Source organism: Providencia rettgeri, from assembly GCF_013702265.1.
Lineage (GTDB): Bacteria > Pseudomonadota > Gammaproteobacteria > Enterobacterales > Enterobacteriaceae > Providencia > Providencia zhijiangensis.
Genome location: NZ_CP059348.1, coordinates 2865298 through 2881524, shown reverse-complemented (window position 1 = coordinate 2881524; position 16227 = coordinate 2865298). Strand labels below are relative to the sequence as shown.

The 16227-nt window shown below is 42.1% G+C and carries 12 protein-coding genes; 9 read left to right on the top strand and 3 right to left on the bottom strand.

The features are described 5' to 3' along the window. Position 1: 1 nt before the first annotated feature. Both ppdD and ampD read right to left on the bottom strand, forming a co-directional pair. Entirely contained in the window at positions 2–427 is a 426-nt protein-coding gene (gene ppdD / locus H0913_RS13275; protein ID WP_181477405.1) for a prepilin peptidase-dependent pilin, read from the bottom strand. 296 nt (positions 428–723) lie between these two features. Further along, complete coding sequence (gene ampD, locus H0913_RS13270) at positions 724–1260, bottom strand: 1,6-anhydro-N-acetylmuramyl-L-alanine amidase AmpD (protein WP_154602544.1); 537 nt, start codon at positions 1258–1260, stop codon at positions 724–726. A gap of 101 nt (positions 1261–1361) precedes the next feature. On the opposite strand from ampD, the gene nadC reads away from it, so the two are divergent. From nadC to acnB, 6 genes are all read left to right on the top strand, one after another. Continuing rightward, positions 1362–2264, top strand: a complete 903-nt coding sequence (nadC, locus tag H0913_RS13265) for a carboxylating nicotinate-nucleotide diphosphorylase (protein ID WP_154638125.1) — start codon at positions 1362–1364, stop codon at positions 2262–2264. A gap of 600 nt (positions 2265–2864) precedes the next feature. Then, complete coding sequence (gene pdhR / locus H0913_RS13260; RefSeq protein WP_154602546.1) at positions 2865–3641, top strand: pyruvate dehydrogenase complex transcriptional repressor PdhR; 777 nt, start codon at positions 2865–2867, stop codon at positions 3639–3641. A gap of 178 nt (positions 3642–3819) precedes the next feature. Further along, the gene (aceE, locus tag H0913_RS13255) at positions 3820–6486 is read left to right on the top strand and encodes a pyruvate dehydrogenase (acetyl-transferring), homodimeric type (RefSeq protein ID WP_154602547.1); all 2667 of its coding nucleotides are present in this window, start codon (positions 3820–3822) and stop codon (positions 6484–6486) included. Between the two features lie 13 nt (positions 6487–6499). Continuing rightward, complete coding sequence (gene aceF, locus H0913_RS13250; protein WP_181477404.1) at positions 6500–8407, top strand: pyruvate dehydrogenase complex dihydrolipoyllysine-residue acetyltransferase; 1908 nt, start codon at positions 6500–6502, stop codon at positions 8405–8407. Positions 8408–8612: 205 nt separating this feature from the next. Continuing rightward, complete coding sequence (gene lpdA, locus H0913_RS13245) at positions 8613–10040, top strand: dihydrolipoyl dehydrogenase (RefSeq protein WP_036951171.1); 1428 nt, start codon at positions 8613–8615, stop codon at positions 10038–10040. 584 nt (positions 10041–10624) lie between these two features. Next, the gene (gene acnB / locus H0913_RS13240) at positions 10625–13222 is read left to right on the top strand and encodes a bifunctional aconitate hydratase 2/2-methylisocitrate dehydratase (RefSeq protein WP_036951167.1); all 2598 of its coding nucleotides are present in this window, start codon (positions 10625–10627) and stop codon (positions 13220–13222) included. A 110-nt stretch (positions 13223–13332) separates the two neighbouring features. On the opposite strand, the gene H0913_RS13235 is transcribed toward acnB, so the two are convergent. Then, entirely contained in the window at positions 13333–13710 is a 378-nt protein-coding gene (locus H0913_RS13235) for a VOC family protein (RefSeq protein ID WP_154638127.1), read from the bottom strand. A 176-nt stretch (positions 13711–13886) separates the two neighbouring features. Between H0913_RS13235 and H0913_RS13230 the strand changes: the two genes are divergently transcribed. The 3 genes from H0913_RS13230 to argO all read left to right on the top strand — a co-directional run bounded on the left by H0913_RS13230 (position 13887) and on the right by argO (position 16112). Then, positions 13887–14252 (top strand): YacL family protein, encoded by a 366-nt coding sequence (locus H0913_RS13230; protein WP_036951163.1) that lies wholly within the window; start codon positions 13887–13889, stop codon positions 14250–14252. Between the two features lie 152 nt (positions 14253–14404). Continuing rightward, positions 14405–15277, top strand: coding sequence for a small-conductance mechanosensitive channel MscS (mscS, locus tag H0913_RS13225; RefSeq protein ID WP_154602550.1), 873 nt, complete (start codon positions 14405–14407; stop codon positions 15275–15277). Between the two features lie 217 nt (positions 15278–15494). Beyond that, entirely contained in the window at positions 15495–16112 is a 618-nt protein-coding gene (gene argO / locus H0913_RS13220; RefSeq protein WP_154638129.1) for an arginine exporter ArgO, read from the top strand. The last annotated feature ends 115 nt before the right edge of the window (positions 16113–16227 follow it).

Genomic DNA, 16227 nt, shown 5'->3' with positions numbered 1-16227 from the left:
ATTAGAAGTTCAGTGTTTTTTCACAAAGTTTTTTTAGATCTGCATTAGTATCAGCTTGGCAACTGATACTCCATGAAAATGGTGATGTGGCTGTTGAGTTAGTGGGTGTCAAAATACCCGTAAGACCTGTTAATGTTTTGTCACCAACAAAGGTAATGACGCCTGCTTTCGCATCAATCTGTTTTAGATATTTTCCTTTTATATTGCTCGGTATATCTTCTTTTCCTGAATTACATTTGGCTAAAAGGCCTTGGTTAAAGCTGCACAGTTCCACACTGTTTTTATAAGGCAAGATCGTTTGTAGTACATCAGTCATTGCGGCTCTTTGCATATAGCTTTGATAGCCCGGTATGGCGACAGCGCTGAGTATTGAGATAATTGCAATAACAACCATGATTTCGATTAAAGAAAATCCCTTCTGATCCATAAATAAAACCTCCTTGATAGTGTGAGGCTGCATCATAAAAGAGTTTTTTAGTGAAAATACGAATTGAAAATTCAGGTTACGAGTGGCTTTGTAAAATGTTCTTGCAAACGGTGAGTTGTCTCATTTTATTTCGAGCGTTCTCGCAAAAATATACCAAGAATATTTTTTCTAATAAAAATGAGTTTGTCAGACTGATATAAATAGAGGCACATCAGGAATAGGGGCTAATGGGGCGGTTGCCCTCATTAGCTAAGATAATAGGCGGATAATTCGTAAAAATTATTAATTGGGAAAGCTTAGAGTGCGTTTTTATAGTGCTGCCAATCAAAGTAAGGGCCTGGATCAGTTTTTCGATGGGGAGCAATATCGCTATGACCTGTAATATTCTGCTCGATCTGCGGAAATTCAGTTATCAGTAACTTAGTGAGCTTGGCTAAAGCTATATATTGAGCTTCAGTGAAGGCTTCATAATCCGTACCTTCTAACTCGATGCCAATAGAGAAGTCGTTACATTTTTCTCGCCCTTGATAATTGGATTGCCCTGCATGCCATGCACGTTTGTTGAAAGGAACATATTGAATAATTTCGCCATCCCGACGGATGAGGCAATGAGCTGAAACACGTAGATGTTTAATTTCATCGAAAAAAGGGTGTTCTTCGGGATTTAAAGTGCCAGTAAATAGTTGGTTAATATAAGAACCACCAAACTGTCCTGGTGGAAGGCTGATATTGTGAATGACAAGAAGTGAAGGTTCTTCGCCCTCAGGGCGGTCATCATGATGTGGGGAAGGGATATGAGTCACATTATTTAACCAACCATCATGTATTTTCATATCAGTATCCATAGTATGCTCTTTTCTTTTTTGTAAGTACCCGTAATTAAGAAAGATTAGCATAATTGAGATCCGTACGGGTGCATATTTTGGAGTAAATAATGACTACACGACGCTATGATGAACAAGAAAGACGTAAATTGTTAATGGCAAGATTGATTACCGACATTCCTTTTATGGTCAGTGTTGCTTTAAAAGAAGATCTCGGACAGGTCATTGATTATAAAAGGGATATTACAGGGCAGTTATTAAATGAAGAGGCCCAAGCCACAGCTCGAATTATTACCCGTGAAGAAGGCGTGTTTTGTGGGCAAAAATGGCTAGAGGAGGTTTTTTACCAGCTAGGTAATAAAGTTAAAGTGGATTGGAAGGTTCAAGACGGCGATAAGGTTTCACCAGACCAAGTATTATGTGAGATGCAAGGGCCTTCTCAGATTCTACTCACTGGGGAAAGAACGGCGTTGAATTTTGTGCAAACACTATCTTCAGTTTCTACAGTGACAGCAAAGTATGTTGCCTTTCTTGAGGGTACTCGAACTAAATTATTAGACACCCGTAAAACTATCCCTGGTTTGCGGAGCGCATTAAAGTATGCGGTGCTCATGGGCGGCGGGTATAACCACCGATTAGGTTTGTCTGATGCTTATTTAATCAAGGAAAATCATATTATTTCAGCGGGCTCTGTTTCCCAAGCGGTATCGCTTGCTCGCCAAGCTCATTCGGATGTTCCTATTGAAGTAGAAGTCGAAAATCTAGATGAGCTATTACAGGCTCTTAAAGCTCAAGCGGATATTATTATGCTTGATAACTTTACGACTGACATGATGAAAGATGCCGTTGTTCTCACGGATGGTAAAGCCGCTTTAGAAGTATCAGGGAATGTGACAGATAAAACAATCAGAGAATTTGCTCTGACAGGCATTGATTTCATTTCAGTAGGCGCATTGACGAAACATATTCAGGCTTTAGACCTCTCAATGCGATTTATTGAACCTAAAAGCTAATCTAAGCTGATTTAAGCTATACCGTGAGGTTACAAAGATAAGGGGGAGGTCGATAGATTTTAAGTCTTCCCCCTAAAAAGGAATGACTACATAGATATCATAGTCTTTTGAACACACATTCATGATTATTGAATTGTACTGAATATTTACGGGATACTTTTTACCATTGGTATGCAGTTTTCATATGATTAATTACGTAAGTATATTTTTGCTAACCATGAATTTAACAAATCATTAACTATGGTTATGGCGTTTTTTTGTAAAAATATGCGCAATGTTTACTCTTTGAGTTTTTATTCATATTTTGTGATTTTGCATGCAATAATTGGTAAGCTGTAACGGTTCAGTTTTAATTTCAGTGGCATAAAAAGTCATATTTTTTGTTAAATTTGTGTGTTGTTTAATCAAGGCTTGGTTATTAATTAATGCTTTTTTTAAAATAAACCGTTAAAACTTGCAGGATTTTATGATTTAGCTCAAGGTCTTTATGGACAGATAGTGAATACTTTGTTACTTTATTAAGCCATAAAATAATTGGTATGACCAATTAACACTGGGTACTAGATAATCAATAATTACTCACTATGAAAATGGCAGATTATGACTTACGGTAAAATTCGCCAACCAAAGTTATCAGATGTAATCGAGCAACGGCTTGAGCATCTCATATTCGAGGGGACTTTACGCCCCGGCGAAAAGCTGCCTCCTGAACGTGAACTTGCTAAGCAATTTGATGTCTCAAGACCATCAGTGCGTGAAGCTATTCAAACCTTAGAAGCTAAAGGTCTTCTATCTCGTCGTCAAGGTGGTGGCACATTTGTACAAAAACAGATGTGGCAAAGTTTTAGTGACCCATTGACCGAATTACTTGCTGGTAACCCAGAATCTCAATTAGATCTTCTTGAAACGCGTCATGCATTAGAAGGCATCGCTGCTTACTATGCGGCATTACGTGGTACGGAAGAAGATTTAGAGCGTATTCGCCAAAGCTATGAGTTGATTAAATCAGCTCAGAAAAGTGGTGATCTTAACGCGGAATCAGATGCGGTATTACAGTATCAACTGATTGTAACGGAAGCTGCTCATAATGTAGTGCTGTTACATTTGCTACGTTGCATGATCCCTATGTTAGAGCAAAATATCCGCCAGAATTTTGAGTTCCTATATACCCGTAAAGAGATGTACAACGCAGTAAGCGAGCATAGAGAACAGATTTTTTCCGCTATTGTCGCAAGGGAACCTGAAAAAGCGAGAGAGGCGTCTCATCGACATCTTGCTTTTATTGAAGATTTGCTGCTGGACATTGGGCGTGAGCAGACTCGCCGAGAGCGTTCATTACGTCGCTTACAGCAACATCCAGATCTAGACCAGATTTAAAATTGGTAGTGTAGATCCTGACTGCTGCGTCTACATTACTGTGAGTACTCTTAGTTAGAGATAAAGCGGCAACTACATCAGGGCCTATCTTCCCGCTGTTTTCATTAACATGAAGAAAATGGCAGGAAGATAGGCTCCACATAACCATATAAAATAGATAACAGATAAGGAATACACCATGTCAGATATGTTAAAAAATGACGTGGATCCGATTGAAACTCGCGACTGGCTACAGGCGATTGAATCGGTCATCCGTGAAGAAGGTGTTGATCGTGCACAGTTTATTATCGAACAGGTATTAAGCGAAGCACGTAAAGGCGGTGTTAACATTGCCGCTGGTGCATCTGGTAGTTCTGATTATATCAACACAATTGCTGTTGAAGATGAACCTGCATACCCTGGTAACATGGATTTAGAACGCCGTATCCGTTCTGCAATTCGCTGGAACGCTGTAATGACCGTTCTGCGTGCATCTAAAAAGGATTTAGAACTGGGTGGTCATATGGCATCATTCCAGTCTTCCGCAACTTTATATGAAGTTTGCTTCAACCACTTCTTCCGTGCTCATAACAATAATGACGGTGGTGATTTAGTCTTCTTCCAAGGCCATATCTCCCCTGGTATCTATGCGCGTGCATTCTTAGAAGGTCGCTTAACTGAAGAGCAGATGAATAACTTCCGTCAAGAAATTGGTGGGAACGGTCTGTCTTCTTATCCGCATCCTAAATTAATGCCTGATTTCTGGCAGTTCCCAACTGTATCGATGGGTCTGGGTCCAATCAATGCTATCTACCAAGCTAAGTTCTTAAAATATTTGGATAACCGCGGTCTGAAAGATACTTCAGCACAGCGTGTTTATGCGTTCTTAGGTGATGGTGAGATGGATGAGCCAGAATCTAAAGGTGCAATTACTATCGCAACTCGCGATAAGTTAGATAACTTAGTCTTCGTTATTAACTGTAACCTGCAACGTCTTGATGGCCCAGTAACAGGTAACGGTAAAATCGTTAACGAATTAGAAGGTATCTTCAGTGGTGCTGGCTGGCAAGTTATCAAAGTTATGTGGGGTGACCGTTGGGACGAACTGCTGCGTAAAGATACAACCGGTAAACTGGTTCAATTGATGAACGAAACCCTTGACGGTGACTATCAAACATTTAAATCACGCGATGGTGCATATGTGCGTGAACACTTCTTCAACCGTTACCCAGAAACGGCTGCATTAGTGAAAGATATGACTGATGACGAAATTTGGGCGCTGAACCGTGGTGGTCACGATCCGAAGAAAGTGTATGCAGCATTCAAAAAAGCACAAGAAACCAAAGGCAAGCCAACTGTTATTTTAGCTCAAACCATCAAAGGCTATGGTATGGGTGAAACAGCAGAAGGTAAAAACATTGCTCACCAAGTTAAGAAAATGAACATGGACGGCGTTCGCCACTTCCGTGATCAGTTCAATGTACCAGTTGCTGATGATCAAATCGAAAAACTGCCATTAATTACTTTCGATAAAGATTCTGAAGAATACAAATATCTGCACGAACGTCGCCAAGCTCTGGGTGGTTACTTACCAGCTCGTCGCGCTAAATTTGATGAAAAACTGGAAATTCCAGCTCTGTCAGATTTCAGTCAATTACTGGAAGAACAATCTAAAGAGATTTCAACAACAATCGCATTCGTCCGCGCACTGAATGTCATGTTGAAAAACAACTCGATCAAAGAGCGTTTAGTTCCAATCATCGCTGACGAAGCACGTACTTTCGGTATGGAAGGTCTGTTCCGTCAAATTGGTATCTATAGCCCGAAAGGTCAACAATATACTCCGCAAGATCGTGAGCAAGTTGCTTACTATAAAGAAGACTCTAAAGGTCAGATCCTGCAAGAAGGTATCAACGAACTGGGTGCGGGCTCTTCATGGTTAGCGGCTGCAACATCATACAGCACCAACAACCTGCCGATGATCCCATTCTATATCTACTACTCTATGTTTGGTTTCCAACGTATTGGTGACTTAATGTGGGCAGCAGGTGACCAACAAGCTCGTGGCTTCCTGATAGGTGGTACTTCTGGCCGTACAACACTGAACGGTGAAGGCTTACAGCACGAAGATGGTCATAGCCATATTCAATCACTGACTATCCCTAACTGTATTTCTTATGACCCAGCTTACGCTTACGAAGTTGCGGTTATCATGCAAGACGGTTTAGAGCGTATGTATGGTGAGAAACAAGAGAACGTGTACTACTACATCACGACTCTGAACGAGAACTATCACATGCACGCAATGCCAGAAGGCGTTGAAGACGGTATCCGTAAAGGTATCTATAAACTGGCTTCAGTCGAAGGCAAGAAAGGCAAAGTGCAGTTATTAGGTTCAGGTTCTATGATGCGCCACGTTCGTGAAGCTGCCGATATCTTGGCTGCGGAATATGGAATTGGTTCTGACGTATACAGCGTAACCTCATTCACTGAATTGGCTCGTGATGGTCAAGACTGTGAGCGTTGGAACATGCTGCACCCATCAGCAACGCCACGTGTACCTTATGTCGCGCAAGTTATGAATGATGCGCCAGCTGTTGCATCGACTGATTACATGAAACTGTTCGCTGAACAAATCCGTACTTATGTTCCAGCCAGTGAGTACCGTGTATTAGGTACTGACGGTTTCGGTCGTTCTGACAGCCGTGAGAACCTGCGTCACCACTTCGAAGTGGATACAACGTATGTCATCGTTGCAGCGTTAGGTGAATTGGCTAAACGTGGTGAGATTGATGTTAAAGTCGTTGAAGAAGCGATTAAAAAATACAACATCAACCCAGATAAAGTTAACCCACGTTTGGCATAAGAGGTAATAATCAATGTCTATTGAAATCCAAGTGCCAGATATCGGTGCTGATGAAGTTGAAGTCACCGAAGTCATGGTAAAAGTTGGTGATAAAGTAGAAGCTGAGCAATCGCTCATCACTGTTGAAGGTGATAAAGCGTCTATGGAAGTCCCATCTCCACAAGCGGGTGTGGTTAAAGAGATTAAAATTGCAGTTGGTGACAAAGTTACTACCGGTAAATTAATCATGATTTTTGAGTCAGCAGAAGGCGCATCTGCGCCAGCAGCAGCACCAGCTGCTCCAGTGGCGGCACCAGCTGCTCCTGCGGCTGCAGCACTGAAAGAAGTTGCTGTACCAGACATCGGTGGTGATGAAGTTGAAGTCACTGAGATCATGGTTAAAGTGGGTGATGCAATCACGGCTGAGCAATCTCTGATTACCGTTGAAGGCGATAAAGCGTCAATGGAAGTGCCAGCACCATTTGCAGGTACAGTTAAAGAGATCAAAATTGCGACTGGCGATAAAGTGAAAACTGGCTCGCTGATCATGGTATTCGAAGTTGCGGGCGCAGCGCCTGCAGCAGCGGTTTCTGCTCCAGCAGCACCAGCAGCGGCACCAGCAGCAGCGGCAATCAAAGACGTTAACGTACCAGATATCGGTGGTGATGAAGTTGAAGTTACCGAAGTCATGGTCAAAGTTGGCGACACCGTAACAGCTGAACAATCTCTGATTACCGTTGAAGGCGACAAAGCATCAATGGAAGTACCAGCACCATTCGCAGGTACAGTTAAAGAGATCAAGATTGCGACTGGCGATAAAGTCAAAACTGGTTCCCTGATTATGACTTTCGAAGTTGCGGGTGCAGCGCCAGCTCCTACTGCAGCTCCGGCTTCAGCACCAGTTGCAGCGCCAGCTCCTACTGCAGCTCCGGCTTCAGCACCAGTTGCAGCTCCAGCAGCTGCGCCAGTAGCTTCTGCTCCAGCTAAAACTGCTGATAGCAAAAATGAATTTGTTGAGAACGATGCGTATATTCACGCAACACCAGTTATTCGCCGTTTAGCTCGCGAATTTGGTGTGAACTTAGCGAAAGTGAAAGGTACAGGTCGTAAAGGCCGTATCTTACGTGAAGACGTTCAAGCTTACGTTAAAGATGCAATCAAACGTGCAGAAGCACCAGCAGCAGCTGGCGGTGGTTTACCGGGTATGCTTCCATGGCCGAAAGTTGATTACAGCAAATTTGGTGAAGTTGAAGAAGTTGAGCTGGGTCGTATCCAGAAAATTTCTGGCGCTAACCTGAGCCGTAACTGGGTCATGATCCCGCACGTAACTCTTATGGAAGAAGTGGATACCACTGAAGTTGAAGAGTTCCGTAAGCAGCAGAACAAAGAAGCCGAGAAGAAAAAGCTGGATGTGAAAATCACTCCACTGGTCTTCGTGATGAAAGCGGTTGCTCGTGCTCTGGAAGAAATGCCACGCTTCAACAGCTCTATTTCAGAAGATGCACAGCGTCTGTTCCTGAAAAAATATATCAACATCGGTATCGCTGTAGATACGCCAAATGGTTTAGTTGTTCCTGTTTTCAAAGACGTGAACAAAAAAGGCATTATGGAGTTATCTCGTGAGCTGGGTGAAGTGTCTAAGAAAGCGCGTGCAGGTAAACTGACCGCCGCTGACATGCAAGGTGGTTGCTTCACTATCTCTAGCTTAGGTGGTATCGGGACTACCGGTTTTGCACCAATTGTGAATGCGCCAGAAGTGGCAATTATGGGTCTGTCTCGCTCTTCTATCAAACCAGTTTGGAATGGTAGTGAGTTCGTTCCACGCTTGATCCTGCCAATGTCTCTGTCATTTGACCACCGTGTGATTGATGGCGCTGATGGCGCGCGCTTCATCACTTTAGTTGGACAACTGATGAGCGATATTCGCCGTCTGGTAATGTAACTAATAAGACCGGTCAATTGACCGGTCTGTTTTATTTAGGCTGGGGCAGAGTTTTTCGCTGTTGCAACGAAAGGTTGGGAGTTACGTCACGTATTCAGCCTTTTCAGGATGTTAACAATTCTGTAAACTGCTTGCGGTGTGTACTTTACCAGTGGAAAATTCGTTTATTCGGCGGCCCCGCTGGACAAAACAAAAAGAGGTCATGATGAGTACTGAAATTAAAGCCCAAGTCGTTGTGCTTGGTGCAGGCCCAGCAGGTTATTCTGCGGCATTCCGTTGCGCTGACTTAGGTTTAGAAACTGTTTTGGTAGAACGTTACTCAACTCTTGGTGGAGTTTGTTTAAACGTTGGTTGTATCCCTTCTAAAGCACTACTGCACGTTGCTAAAGTTATCGAAGAAGCTAAAGCATTAGCTGAACACGGTATCGTATTTGGCGAGCCAAAAACTGACATTTCCAAAGTGCGTCTGTGGAAAGAGAAAGTTATCACCCAACTGACTGGCGGCTTAGCGGGTATGGCGAAAGGCCGTAAAGTTAACGTAGTTAACGGTCTGGGTAAATTTACTGGCGCGAATACACTGGTTGTTGAAGGCGAAAACGGCAGCACCACTATCAACTTTGATAATGCGATCATTGCTGCGGGTTCACGTCCAATTCAGTTACCATTTATTCCTCATGAAGATCCACGTATTTGGGATTCAACAGATGCATTAGAACTGCAAGAAGTTCCAGAGCGTCTGCTGGTAATGGGTGGCGGTATCATCGGTCTTGAGATGGGTACTGTATACCATGCACTGGGTTCACAAATTGATGTGGTTGAAATGTTTGACCAAGTTATCCCTGCTGCGGATAAAGACGTGGTTAAAGTATTCACTAAGCAAATCAGCAAGAAATTCAACTTACTGTTAGAAACTAAAGTGACTGCTGTTGAAGCGAAAGAAGATGGTATCTACGTTTCAATGGAAGGTAAAAAAGCGCCAGCTGAACCACAACGTTATGACGCTGTGTTAGTGGCTATCGGTCGCGTACCTAACGGTAAGAACTTAGACGCAGGTAAAGCTGGCGTTGAAGTTGATGATCGTGGTTTCATCCATGTTGATAAACAAATGCGTACTAACGTACCACACATCTTTGCTATCGGTGACATTGTTGGTCAACCAATGCTGGCTCACAAAGGTGTTCACGAAGGTCACGTTGCAGCAGAAGTTATCTCTGGTCTGAAACACTACTTCGATCCTAAAGTGATTCCATCAATTGCTTATACTGAGCCAGAAGTTGCATGGGTTGGTTTAACTGAGAAAGAAGCGAAAGAGAAAAACATCAGCTACGAAACAGCAACATTCCCATGGGCTGCATCAGGTCGCGCAATCGCATCTGACTGCTCTGAAGGTATGACTAAGCTGATTTTCGATAAGCAATCTAACCGTATTATCGGTGGTGCGGTTGTTGGTGTTAACGGTGGTGAATTACTGGGCGAAATCGGCCTGGCAATCGAAATGGGTTGTGATGCTGAAGACTTAGCATTAACTATTCATGCTCACCCTACACTGTACGAATCAATTGGTATGGCTGCAGAGATCTACGAAGGTAGCATCACTGACTTACCAAACGCTAAAGCGAAAAAGAAAAAATAATTTTCTTTTTTAGCAAGAATTAAGCGAATTGAAGACCAAAGCAGAAATGTTTTGGTCTTTTTTATTTGAATGAAAAAATCGATGTTAATTTATATTTTTCTTAATTATCTTATCTCAAACCTATATTGTTCCAACGCCAATAAACCCCATTAAATTCGTTAAAAAACTTTAAACCAATCGCAATGATTTGCCTTATCAATTAGTCAGATAAGTAAAAATGAGTTATTAAATATAATTTGTGATAAGGGATGAAAAAAGGCACTAATTAGAGTGCTTTCAGTCACGAAATGGATTATAAAAAGTAAGGTCTTAATGGATGTTTATAATGGATTATGATGTTTCAAGCTTAAAAATTACCCTATAAAGTTTGTTAATGGGTTAAGTTAGCAGAAGAATGTTACTTTCTTGTGAATGAATTAACATTACGTTTAAATTCTGCTATGCTGATTGCCCGAAGCTGGACATAATTTTGTCGCCATTGAGATTATGTGAGCAAATTCCTCTGACCTGGCACCGGATGATGACTTTTTCAGGATGGTGCAGACAGCCGGGTATATAAATAACAAAGAAGCGAGGAGAACGTCGTGCTAGAAGAATACCGTAAGCACGTAGCCGAGCGTGCCGCTCAAGGGATTGTCCCTAAGCCATTAGATGCGTCACAAGTAGCTGCACTAGTAGAGTTACTGAAAAACCCACCCAAAGGTGAAGAAGATTTCTTGTTAGACCTGCTGACCAACCGTGTTCCACCGGGCGTTGATGAAGCAGCGTACGTTAAAGCTGGATTTTTAGCCGCGATCGCAAAAGGCGAAACATCCTCCCCTCTGATCTCCCCTGAAAAAGCCATCGAACTGCTTGGTACCATGCAGGGTGGATACAATATTCATGCGTTAATCGAAGCTCTTGATGATGCCAAACTGGCAGCCATCGCAGCAAAAGCACTTTCCCATACTCTACTCATGTTCGATAACTTCTACGACGTAGAAGAAAAAGCGAAAGCGGGAAATGCACATGCTAAGCAAGTAATTGAGTCATGGGCGAATGCCGATTGGTTCAACGAGCGTCCTGAATTAGCCGAAAAAATGACAGTGACTGTATTTAAAGTCACTGGCGAAACAAACACTGATGATTTATCTCCTGCACCAGATGCATGGTCGCGCCCTGATATCCCTCTGCATGCTTTAGCAATGCTGAAAAACGCACGCGATGGTATCGTTCCTGATGAAGCGGGTAGCGTAGGTCCAATTAAACAGATCGAAGAACTGAACAAAAAAGGCTTCCCACTAGCTTATGTGGGTGACGTTGTCGGTACAGGTTCTTCGCGTAAATCAGCAACGAACTCTGTTTTATGGTTTATGGGTGATGATATTCCATTCGTGCCTAATAAACGCGGTGGCGGTGTGGTGCTGGGTGGCAAAATCGCACCTATCTTCTTTAACACAATGGAAGATGCGGGTGCACTGCCGATTGAAGTGGATGTGTCTAAACTGAATATGGGTGATGTGATTGATATCTATCCATATAAAGGTGAAGTTCGTAATCACGAAACTAACGAATTGTTAGAAACATTCGAATTAAAAACGGATGTGTTAATTGACGAAGTTCGTGCTGGTGGTCGTATTCCACTGATCATCGGTCGTGGCTTAACCACTAAAGCGCGCGAAGCATTAGGTTTAGGTGCAACGGATATGTTCCGTCTTGCGAAACCTGTTGCACAAAGCAATCGTGGTTACTCATTAGCACAAAAAATGGTGGGTCGTGCATGCGGTCGTCAAGGTATTCGCCCTGGTGAATACTGTGAACCTAAAATGACGTCTGTTGGTTCTCAAGATACCACGGGTCCAATGACACGTGATGAGCTGAAAGACTTAGCATGTTTAGGATTCTCTGCAGATTTAGTCATGCAGTCATTCTGTCACACGGCAGCTTATCCAAAACCTGTCGATGTTACCACGCACCATACGCTGCCTGATTTTATTATGAACCGCGGTGGGGTTTCTCTGCGTCCGGGCGACGGTATTATTCACTCTTGGTTAAACCGTATGCTATTGCCAGATACTGTTGGGACTGGTGGTGACTCGCATACCCGTTTCCCAATTGGTATCTCATTCCCAGCAGGTTCTGGTTTAGTGGCTTTTGCCGCTGCAACCGGTGTTATGCCTCTGGATATGCCAGAATCCGTATTAGTTCGCTTCAAAGGACAAATGCAGCCGGGTATCACATTACGTGACCTTGTTCATGCTATTCCTCTGTATGCGATTAAAGATGGCTTACTGACTGTTGAGAAAAAAGGTAAGAAAAACATTTTCTCTGGTCGTATTCTGGAAATTGAAGGTCTTCCTGAGCTGAAAGTTGAGCAAGCATTTGAATTAGCGGATGCGTCGGCTGAACGTTCTGCGGCGGGCTGTACTATCAAACTGGATAAAGCGCCAATCATCGAATACCTGCAATCTAACATCGTTCTATTGAAATGGATGATCGCAGAAGGTTACGGCGACCGTCGTACTATTGAGCGTCGTATCAAAGGTATGGAAAACTGGTTAGCGAACCCTGAGTTACTTGAAGGCGACGCCGATGCAGAATATGCAGCAGTGATTGAAATTGATCTTAATGAGATCAAGGAACCAATTCTGTGTGCGCCAAATGACCCAGATGATGCGCGCTTACTGTCTGATGTTCAGAATGAAAAAATCGATGAAGTATTCATTGGTTCATGCATGACTAACATTGGTCACTTCCGTGCAGCAGGTAAATTGCTGGATTCCCATAAAGGTCAATTACCAACTCGCCTGTGGGTTGCGCCACCAACCAAGATGGATGCAGCGCAATTAACTGAAGAAGGTTATTACAGCGTGTTTGGTAAGAGCGGAGCCCGTATTGAAGTCCCTGGCTGTTCACTGTGTATGGGGAACCAAGCACGCGTGGCAGATGGTGCGACTGTCGTTTCGACATCGACTCGTAACTTCCCTAACCGTTTAGGTACAGGGGCGAATGTGTATCTGGCATCCGCAGAGTTAGCCGCAGTAGCTTCTCTGTTAGGTCGTTTACCAACGCCAGCTGAGTACCAACAGTTTATGAATAAAGTCGACGAAACTGCGGAAGATACATACCGCTATCTGAACTTTGATCGACTGGATCAGTACACTGAAAAAGCTGATGGTGTGATTTTCCAAACCGCTGTTTAATCAGCGATAGATAGAATCATACTCATTTAACCCCAAGAATTGAGAATTCAATTTTTGGGGTTTTTTCTGTCTTTCTTTTAGTAATGAACACGAATATAAATAGGCTAGCGTTAAAGATATTGTGAAATTTCAATTAAATTCAAATCAGGATCTCTGATATACAAAGAAGTAATCTTACCGATAGCACCCGTTCGTTGCACTGGCCCCTCTATAATTTCCACACCTTGCTGTTCAATATGTTGTTGAACTTCTATCAGTGGAATATCACTGATAAAGCAGAGATCTAACGATCCCGGAACAGGCAAGTGTGCCTTAGGTTCAAACTCTTTCCCATATTGGTGAATATTTATTTTTTGCTGACCAAATTGCAGGGCAAAACGTTGTTCGCCGAAGGTGATCACAGACATCTTTAAAATACGTTGGTAAAAATCAAGACAGGCATCAAGATCTGTGGTGGTTAAGACTATATGGTCTAATCGATTAATCATTGACGTTCCTATTACCGAGTTGAATAGTGTGCATCAATTTTAATTGAATAAACCTATTTATGCAGCGTAATAGTCACGACCATTAATTTTCTTCTGACAGTCTGTAATAGCGCTAAGCAAACCCGCTTGACTCGCGTTATACTTAATTCAAAGACGCAAAGTGTGAGGTATTGCATATGGACTACCAATTCTTAAAGGATATTACAGGAAGTATTACCGCTAAATTTTCAATGGACCATGAAGCTATCGGTTATTGGTTAAATGAGGAAATCAAAAATGACCTCAGTTTACTGGATACCATCGCAGAAAATTATGAATTGATTAAAGGCAGTGAAAAGCAATGGGAGTTTATTGGTCACGAATACACGCTCATTCTTGATGATGAAGAAGTGATGATCCGTGCGAACCAATTAGCTTTTGAGACGGATGGGTTAGAAGAAGGCATGAGTTACTATGATAATGAAAGTATTGCTTTTTGTGGTGTAAATGACTTTTTTGATATGTTGGATGACTACCGTGAATTTGTTATCGAAAATCGATAAATAGCATTTTATTTATCGATTAATTTTATATTTTGATAATTTATAGCTATTATTTTAAGCGTGTTATTCAATTATTTACTAATAGTTTCCAAGGTTATTAATTGAATTGAGCGAGTTTTCCTAGTCTAAATTTGATCGAAAAGGATATACATATGAATACTGATGATGTTACAGGCGCATTGAATGATGCAACAAATTGGTTTGTGGCAAATCAGGATCTGCTAGTCCAGTATGTCGTCAATATCGTTTCCGCACTTGTTATTTTAATTGTGGGGTTGATGATTGCTAAATGGGTTAGCCGTGGTTTGAATCGCGTGATGACAATGAGAGGAATTGACTCCACTGTTAGCGAATTCTTATCCGCTATTGCTCGCTATACCATTGTGGCATTTACCTTAATTGCGGTGCTGGGCAAAATTGGCGTACAAACTGCCTCTGTCATCGCGGTAATGGGTGCCGCCGGTTTAGCGGTTGGTTTAGCATTACAAAACTCATTAGGTAACTTTGCTGCAGGCGTTCTGCTGGTGGTATTCAGACCATTAAAAGCGGGTGAGTTTGTTAAGATTGGCGCGATTGACGGTACAGTACAAAGCGTGCAAATTTTCTCAACCACATTGAGAACGGCAGATGACCGTATCGTGGTGATCCCAAACGGTAAAATTATTGGTGACAGCATTATTAACGTGACTCGTGAGCCACTTCGTCGTCAAGATATCATGGTCGGTGTTGCTTACAATTCTGATATTGATATGGTTAAAAAAGTCTTGGGTGATATCGTTGCTGCGGATAAACGCATTCTTCATGACAAAGGTGTAACTATCCGTTTAAATGAAATGGCACCATCTTCACTAAACTATTTAGTGCGTTTCTGGACAACGAATGGTGATACTTGGCCAGTTTATTGGGATTTAATGGAAAACTTTAAGCGTGCGCTTGATAAGCACAATATTGGTATCCCATTCCCACAAATGGATGTTCATCTTCACCAAGTTAATACCAGCGCAAAAAATATTTCTGCTGAATAAGTCTTAACGTATTTATCCTTAAAAATGGCGTGACCTAAAAAGTTACGCCATTTTTATTTGCACTTTTTCCGTAATCTCATCCTTATTTCTATCATTTCTTGATCGCTAATCTTGATTAGCCTTGCTTATGGACCATTAGAGTTAATCGTTTTCACTAATGATTTTTTCTGGATATTATTCTTTGCAGATTATTTGAATAATTATTGGGAAAAATTGCATGTTTACGATTTATTTTCAGGGGGCTCTGCTTGGGGCTGCAATGATATTACCTTTGGGACCGCAAAATGCGTTTGTATTGCAACAAGGTAGCCGCAAACAATTTCATTTAATGAGTGCATTATTATGCGCTCTAAGTGACACGATTTTAATCATTGCCGGTGTATTTGGCGGTAGTGCCTTATTAAGCCAGTCTGAGTTGTTGATGGCCTTAATTACATGGGCTGGAGTCGCATTCTTAGCGTGGTATGGCTATGGTGCGTTTCGTACCGCAATGACCCCAGATGATGAAGTCTTACAGCTAGAAAGCACAACCATGACGCGCTGGAAAGTGATTGTGACTTTATTTGCCGTCACTTGGCTGAATCCGCATGTGTACTTAGATACATTTGTGGTGCTAGGCAGTGTCGGTGGGCAATTAGAAAGTCAATTACGTCCATGGTTTACAGCAGGGGCTTTGACGGCTTCATTTGTGTGGTTTTTCTTATTAGCCATGTTAGCCGCTTGGTTTTCTCCTATACTGAGTAAACCTCGTTCTCAGCGTTTGATTAACTTGTTTGTCGGTTGTGTCATGTGGTTTATTGCATTTAAACTCGCGATGCATGGTTTGGGTTATTAATTAGCATTATTCTGAATCGCAGTTTGAGCTGAATATGATAATGTGAACCTTAATCAAAGGAAGTTTATGATGAGCTTCCTTTTTATTGTAGAGAAAAACACCATTGGGAGGTTCT

What these genes read in the sequence shown, in the direction of transcription:
- ppdD (WP_181477405.1), bottom strand. Translation starts at nt 427, where the DNA reads ATGGATCAGAAGGGATTTTCTTTAATCGAAATCATGGTTGTTATTGCA.
- ampD (WP_154602544.1), bottom strand. Translation starts at nt 1,260, where the DNA reads ATGAAAATACATGATGGTTGGTTAAATAATGTGACTCATATCCCTTCC.
- nadC (WP_154638125.1), top strand. Translation starts at nt 1,362, where the DNA reads ATGACTACACGACGCTATGATGAACAAGAAAGACGTAAATTGTTAATG.
- pdhR (WP_154602546.1), top strand. Translation starts at nt 2,865, where the DNA reads ATGACTTACGGTAAAATTCGCCAACCAAAGTTATCAGATGTAATCGAG.
- aceE (WP_154602547.1), top strand. Translation starts at nt 3,820, where the DNA reads ATGTCAGATATGTTAAAAAATGACGTGGATCCGATTGAAACTCGCGAC.
- aceF (WP_181477404.1), top strand. Translation starts at nt 6,500, where the DNA reads ATGTCTATTGAAATCCAAGTGCCAGATATCGGTGCTGATGAAGTTGAA.
- lpdA (WP_036951171.1), top strand. Translation starts at nt 8,613, where the DNA reads ATGAGTACTGAAATTAAAGCCCAAGTCGTTGTGCTTGGTGCAGGCCCA.
- H0913_RS13235 (WP_154638127.1), bottom strand. Translation starts at nt 13,710, where the DNA reads ATGATTAATCGATTAGACCATATAGTCTTAACCACCACAGATCTTGAT.
- H0913_RS13230 (WP_036951163.1), top strand. Translation starts at nt 13,887, where the DNA reads ATGGACTACCAATTCTTAAAGGATATTACAGGAAGTATTACCGCTAAA.
- mscS (WP_154602550.1), top strand. Translation starts at nt 14,405, where the DNA reads ATGAATACTGATGATGTTACAGGCGCATTGAATGATGCAACAAATTGG.
- argO (WP_154638129.1), top strand. Translation starts at nt 15,495, where the DNA reads ATGTTTACGATTTATTTTCAGGGGGCTCTGCTTGGGGCTGCAATGATA.